This window comes from Mesobacillus sp. (assembly GCF_049588175.1).
GTDB lineage: Bacteria > Bacillota > Bacilli > Bacillales > Cytobacillaceae > Mesobacillus.
In genome coordinates, this window is record NZ_JBAVFI010000675.1 from 1 (window position 1) to 4,957 (window position 4,957).

The window sequence follows — 4,957 nt, forward strand, 5'->3', positions numbered from 1 at the left end:
TTGCTCAGTTAATTGAACCCCAGTCAGATGATTTTGTAATACAGGAACGAATGGTTTCCGTTTGCGCATATTCTTCAGCTAGTTTATCTTCAAGCTTGAATGATGCACTTGAACAAGATCACAAATACATTATGACGGATGATGATTTCTCTTTATCATCATTGTATGAGAAATAGGATTTCACAAAAATACCAGGTGATTATTCTCTCCTGGCATTTTTGACGTTCACTTTCATTTCGTCTATTTCATCAATATTTAAAAAAAGCACCCTTTTCAGGTGCTTGATCAGAATCCTATTAATTTTTTCTCTTTTCCAGTGCCTTAACTAGCTCTTCCCCCATCAGCTCAGAGGAGAACGGATCACGGCTCGTGACAATTTGATCATCTGCCCATACAGCGTGTCCAGTTTTTTCAAGGTCTCCAGTTTCATAATTGCTTATTTTTCGCAGCTCCTGCTCAAGGCTAAATGGCAGTATATCCAAAAGGCCTGCAGGCTCCATTACATCAGGATAACCGGTTACCTTTTTACCAGCAACAAAACTCTCACCATTGGGACGCTTCGCAAAGACTAACGGAGCTGGTCCATGGCATTCCGCTGCAACAATCCCACCCTGGTCATAAAGACTATTCATAATCTGATGCAAATCGGCATCCTTTGCCAGGTCGTACATCGCACCATGGCCAACAACGACAAGAACGTCATCATAATCAGCTGGGTTCACGTCTGAAAGTTTCATTGTGTCATCAGCTCTACCAGATTCATAAAGCTTCTTATAAGTACCATTCGGATCATAATCCTCACTAATACTCACCTGATCAATCACGGGTTTTCCCCCGAGCGGTGAAGCTAAATCAACCTGATGGCCTGCCTTTTCTAAAAGCTGCATCGGAGCAAACAATTCCTCCCCCCACCAGCCAGTTTCATAATTATTTTTCTCATCTTTATGTCCACTTGATAGTACTGCTAATACTTTTGCCATTAAAATAGCCTCCTCTTTTTCTGCACTGTGTTTATCTTCCCTTTAAGATGAAGATTTACACATAAGTTTAACTTTCAATGATTTCCTGTTGAAAAGCTTAGTCATTAAAATCTACACACGTTTTGCATAAAAAATACTCCGAGCTTGAAAAAGCTCAGAGCGTTTTTATTTTATTGAATAGTCAAACTAGAGCACCCGATCGATTAGGTAGAAAGTTTCACAATGTATCACATACGGACAATATTATTCAACATTGCAGGTACGATTACTTTGTGAACTTTTTTAACAATAAAAAAGTACACTTTCCCCATCCAGTTATGAAAATTTACTACAGTCGAAACAGTTAAGTAATTTAATCCATTCACTTCTTCTACTAAAATGGACACACGAAAATCCAAATGGCGATCATCTTCACCTAGTAATATCTCATGTGAATTACATTTAAATACACGGAATAATCCTATACTACTTCCCTGTTCTAAGTTTATATTTTCTACTTTAGACCGATTGGTTGTCTTTAACCCTATAAAACTGACTAGTCGATCACGTACTTTCATTAAGTGAGAAACCCAAGGAGGAGCAGTAGTCAGAAACTTGCTGGCTATAATTTTTACATCATAAGCTGATTCACCAGGAAGTAAAATTTTATATGCATCTGAATAATGAATAGAAGATAATGATTCGTTTGCTATTGAATTTTTAGGAACTGACACCTTTTCAACAATGTATTCCCTCATAACTTCACCCTTCATTAAAAATTATTTATAGAAAATATATTCATTAGATAAAAATGCTTTTTAGTTCAACATGTTTGTTTTTACATCATGCCTCTGAAAATATAGGAGTAATTGATGCATTGGAGCAATCATTCTCTAAATTGCTGTAAATTTAGTAAGCTTATAGATATACATGTTTTAGTTTTTCTGGATTCCTCACAATATAGATTTCAACAATTTGATCGTTTTTTACATGGAAACTGATAACCGTTTTGACATTGTCATCTCCCTTTACCAGGAGTCCAGTTTCCCCATTTACATTTACGATTTTTATAATAGCTTGTTTCTTATCGTTATGTGACAGTAAGTTTCTGATAAAACGGAAAACGCGTTCTTTGGAATATACTGGCTTTAAGGCAGCATATACTTTTCCGCCACCGTCGGAATATAGCGTAACATCCTGACGCAATAATTCTTCAATCTTCTGAATGTTTCCCTGATGTAAGGCTAAAACGAAGGTTTGGATCGTTTTATCTATTTCTGGATCTTTTGGTGCTTGCACCTCTTCTTTTATCAATGGAAATTTATTCTTTACCCGGCTAACTATTTTTCTGCAATTAGATTCGCTGCGATTCAAAATTTGTGAAATGGTCGAATAATCATAATCTAGCACTTCCCTAAGGATAAAAACAGCTCTCTCTACAGGCTTCAGGTGCTCCAGCATCATTAGAATGGCAAATGATATCGCTTCTCCATTCATCACTTCAGTAATAGGATCGTTATCGTTTAGAATCAATGGTTCTGGGAGCCAGGGACCAGTATAAACTTCACGTTTATGTCCGGCAGATTTTAAAAGATCAATACATTTGTTTGTAACCATTTTACAAAGGTAAGCCTTCTCATTTTCCACATGCTCAATCGTTTTTTCTCCTGCCTGCAAGTACACATCATGAACAATATCTTCTGCATCAGAAACAGTGCCGAGCATCCGGTAAGCAATCGAAAATAAAAGTGGCTGATATTGAGAATATAGGTTCTGCAGCTCCATACCTTTACCTCCTTCCTTTAGCGAGTAATACTGGCAAGGTTCCATGTATACTCTCTTATTTTTTCTGCCAATTTACCTGAAAGGACGAAATCTACTCCCCATTTTTGCGCCCATACAAAACCATCGTTTGGACCGAGTCCTATACAAAGAAAATCAGGGTAAGTTTGATGTGAGGTTGCTTTTAATCCCTGAAGATGTGCCTTCATAATTTTAGAAAGTCGTTGAGCCTGGGAAATAGCTTCTTTGCAGCTCATTGCTGCTGCTTTTCCACTTATATGGTCAACCACATGAACACAGTCTCCAATCGCATAAATATTTTCATTTTCTACTAAACGATACCATGAATCCACTTTTACTTTGCCTAGTTCTGTAAGAGAGAGACCTAAATCGAAAAGGCTGGGATGAGGCTTTAAACCGACTGTCCATACACACGCATCAGCCTCAAGTTCGGTTTTGTCAGAAAAAATGACTTTACCGTTTGAGAATTTTTCTGCCTTTTTATTGTGCATTAAATGTATACCCTGTCTCATTAGCCTGTTCTCAAGCCGTTCACTGATTTTCACTGGAGCTTCAACTAATAATCTCTGTTTATTATTAATGAGGAATAGTTCAATGCTCTTTTGCTTCATCCCTTCTTTTTTTGTTTCATTTTTCAACCATGATCCCACTTCTGCAGCGGTTTCAATTCCTGTAACCCCACTTCCTACTATTGCCAATCGAAGTTTACTATCTGGTGATTCCATCATCCTTAATATATGCTTCCGAATACATTGGGCATTCCTTAAATCATTGAGCGTTATTCCTCCACATTCTGAATTCACTTCACGCAGTACACTGCCCATGGCAAGCACCAAACGGTCAAAATCCAGATGAATCAATGTTCCATCCTCCCTGACAATGTCAACGGTTTGCTCTTTAGGATAAACTGCTGTTAACTGCCCCTGAATAAACTCAATATCATTGCCGCAATAATGCTTTAGAGGAACCTTTAAATTCGACAAATTTTCATTAACAATTCCCTTAAATAATTTCACCTTTTTAAAATGGAAAGTATTTTTATCAACCAGGATAATCCGAATGCTTCTTTTTAGATCCTCATGAAACTCTTTCTTAAGTGCTTCGATAAGGTTGATCCCAGCATACCCGCCACCTATGACTACAATTGTTTTCTCATTTATCATTTTAATCGTCTCCTTTTCTTCGTCCTAATCACATGACGATTAAAGAAACCAATTTGTGACAGATGAGACCACCAAAATTATGATGTTATTTTTTTGTTCAAACTCCATTTTCCTTCATTACAGGAATGCTGCCCTGGTAGCACGACAAGGATTTCAACAAAAAACTGTTTTAATCCTTCCTGGATTAAAGCAATTCCCTTTTGCTTTATTAGCAATTCAACAAATAAAGCGTCAATCCTTCCTGGATTAACGCATTCCTAAGGTAAATGGTTAGCACAACTCACCTTTAAACCTTATTTCACCTTCGTAGTAATAATTCATATATGTAATCAAATTAAATTGGACTCACATCGAAGTGCTAGACGGCGGTCGTGCAGCACGAGGAGGATAATCATCCCCATTATTACACCTAAAACAATCCCGGCCTGTGTGGTCAACAACCATGCCAATGGGTACTCTGGGGAGGGTGGCGCATCAAGTCGAACTGATGATAAGGCGGAATAGAGGTTGTTAGAGAACAACGCTCCCGATGAAATCCAGGAAGCTGTCATAGGGGGTAGAAACCACTCCGACCCACGGCGGGTTGCTAGGACCAGTATGCCCCACGCACCTGCAAAGGACCACACTCCCATACTCAATGACAACAGGTGCCACCACACATCGCGTTCACCCATGGTTGCCGGGTCGATGCCTAAAGAACCGCCAACCGCCCAAAACACCTTGATGATACCTAGGAGAATGCAGTTGGCAGCGACGATCCTGGCCAAGATGATCTGAAGTTTTCGAGTATTTCCCGGCACCTCCTTGTAGGCGGTTGTGCCACTCAGCGCTTCTGGCCAACGTGCCTTTGCATACCCCGCCAATGCCATCGGAAGGAAGATGCCAATCCCGAAAAGTGAGATCATGACGAAAATCTGCTCATATACCCAGAAGTCGGCGGCACCAGCCTCTTGATCCCGTATCATAGCTGCAGGACCCAGAACCGGTGCAATAAACAGCATAGGAACGAGCAAACCGGTACCAACCCAAATG

5 protein-coding genes are annotated in these 4,957 nt (G+C 39.3%); all 5 read right to left on the reverse strand.

Going from position 1 to position 4,957, the window contains the following annotated elements; translation table 11 throughout:
• Positions 1-296: 296 nt before the first annotated feature.
• Positions 297-980, reverse strand: coding sequence for a type 1 glutamine amidotransferase domain-containing protein (locus WB217_RS16455; RefSeq protein ID WP_423994350.1), 684 nt, complete (start codon positions 978-980; stop codon positions 297-299).
• 227 nt (positions 981-1,207) lie between these two features.
• Complete coding sequence (locus tag WB217_RS16460) at positions 1,208-1,717, reverse strand: DUF2867 domain-containing protein (RefSeq protein WP_423994351.1); 510 nt, start codon at positions 1,715-1,717, stop codon at positions 1,208-1,210.
• Positions 1,718-1,877: 160 nt separating this feature from the next.
• A complete protein-coding gene (locus WB217_RS16465) occupies positions 1,878-2,744 on the reverse strand; it encodes an RNA polymerase sigma-70 factor (RefSeq protein ID WP_423994352.1) in 867 nt (288 codons plus the stop codon).
• A gap of 17 nt (positions 2,745-2,761) precedes the next feature.
• Positions 2,762-3,925 carry an NAD(P)/FAD-dependent oxidoreductase gene (locus WB217_RS16470; RefSeq protein ID WP_423994353.1) on the reverse strand — a complete coding sequence of 388 codons (1,164 nt, stop codon included), beginning with the start codon at positions 3,923-3,925 and terminating at the stop codon, positions 2,762-2,764.
• A gap of 329 nt (positions 3,926-4,254) precedes the next feature.
• The coding region (locus WB217_RS16475) for a hypothetical protein (RefSeq protein WP_423994354.1) at positions 4,255-4,957 on the reverse strand (703 nt) is incomplete at its 5' end.

Coding starts and splice junctions, on each gene's coding strand:
- WB217_RS16455 (WP_423994350.1), bottom strand. CDS start 980: ATGGCAAAAGTATTAGCAGTACTATCAAGTGGACATAAAGATGAGAAA.
- WB217_RS16460 (WP_423994351.1), bottom strand. CDS start 1,717: ATGAGGGAATACATTGTTGAAAAGGTGTCAGTTCCTAAAAATTCAATA.
- WB217_RS16465 (WP_423994352.1), bottom strand. CDS start 2,744: ATGGAGCTGCAGAACCTATATTCTCAATATCAGCCACTTTTATTTTCG.
- WB217_RS16470 (WP_423994353.1), bottom strand. CDS start 3,925: ATGATAAATGAGAAAACAATTGTAGTCATAGGTGGCGGGTATGCTGGG.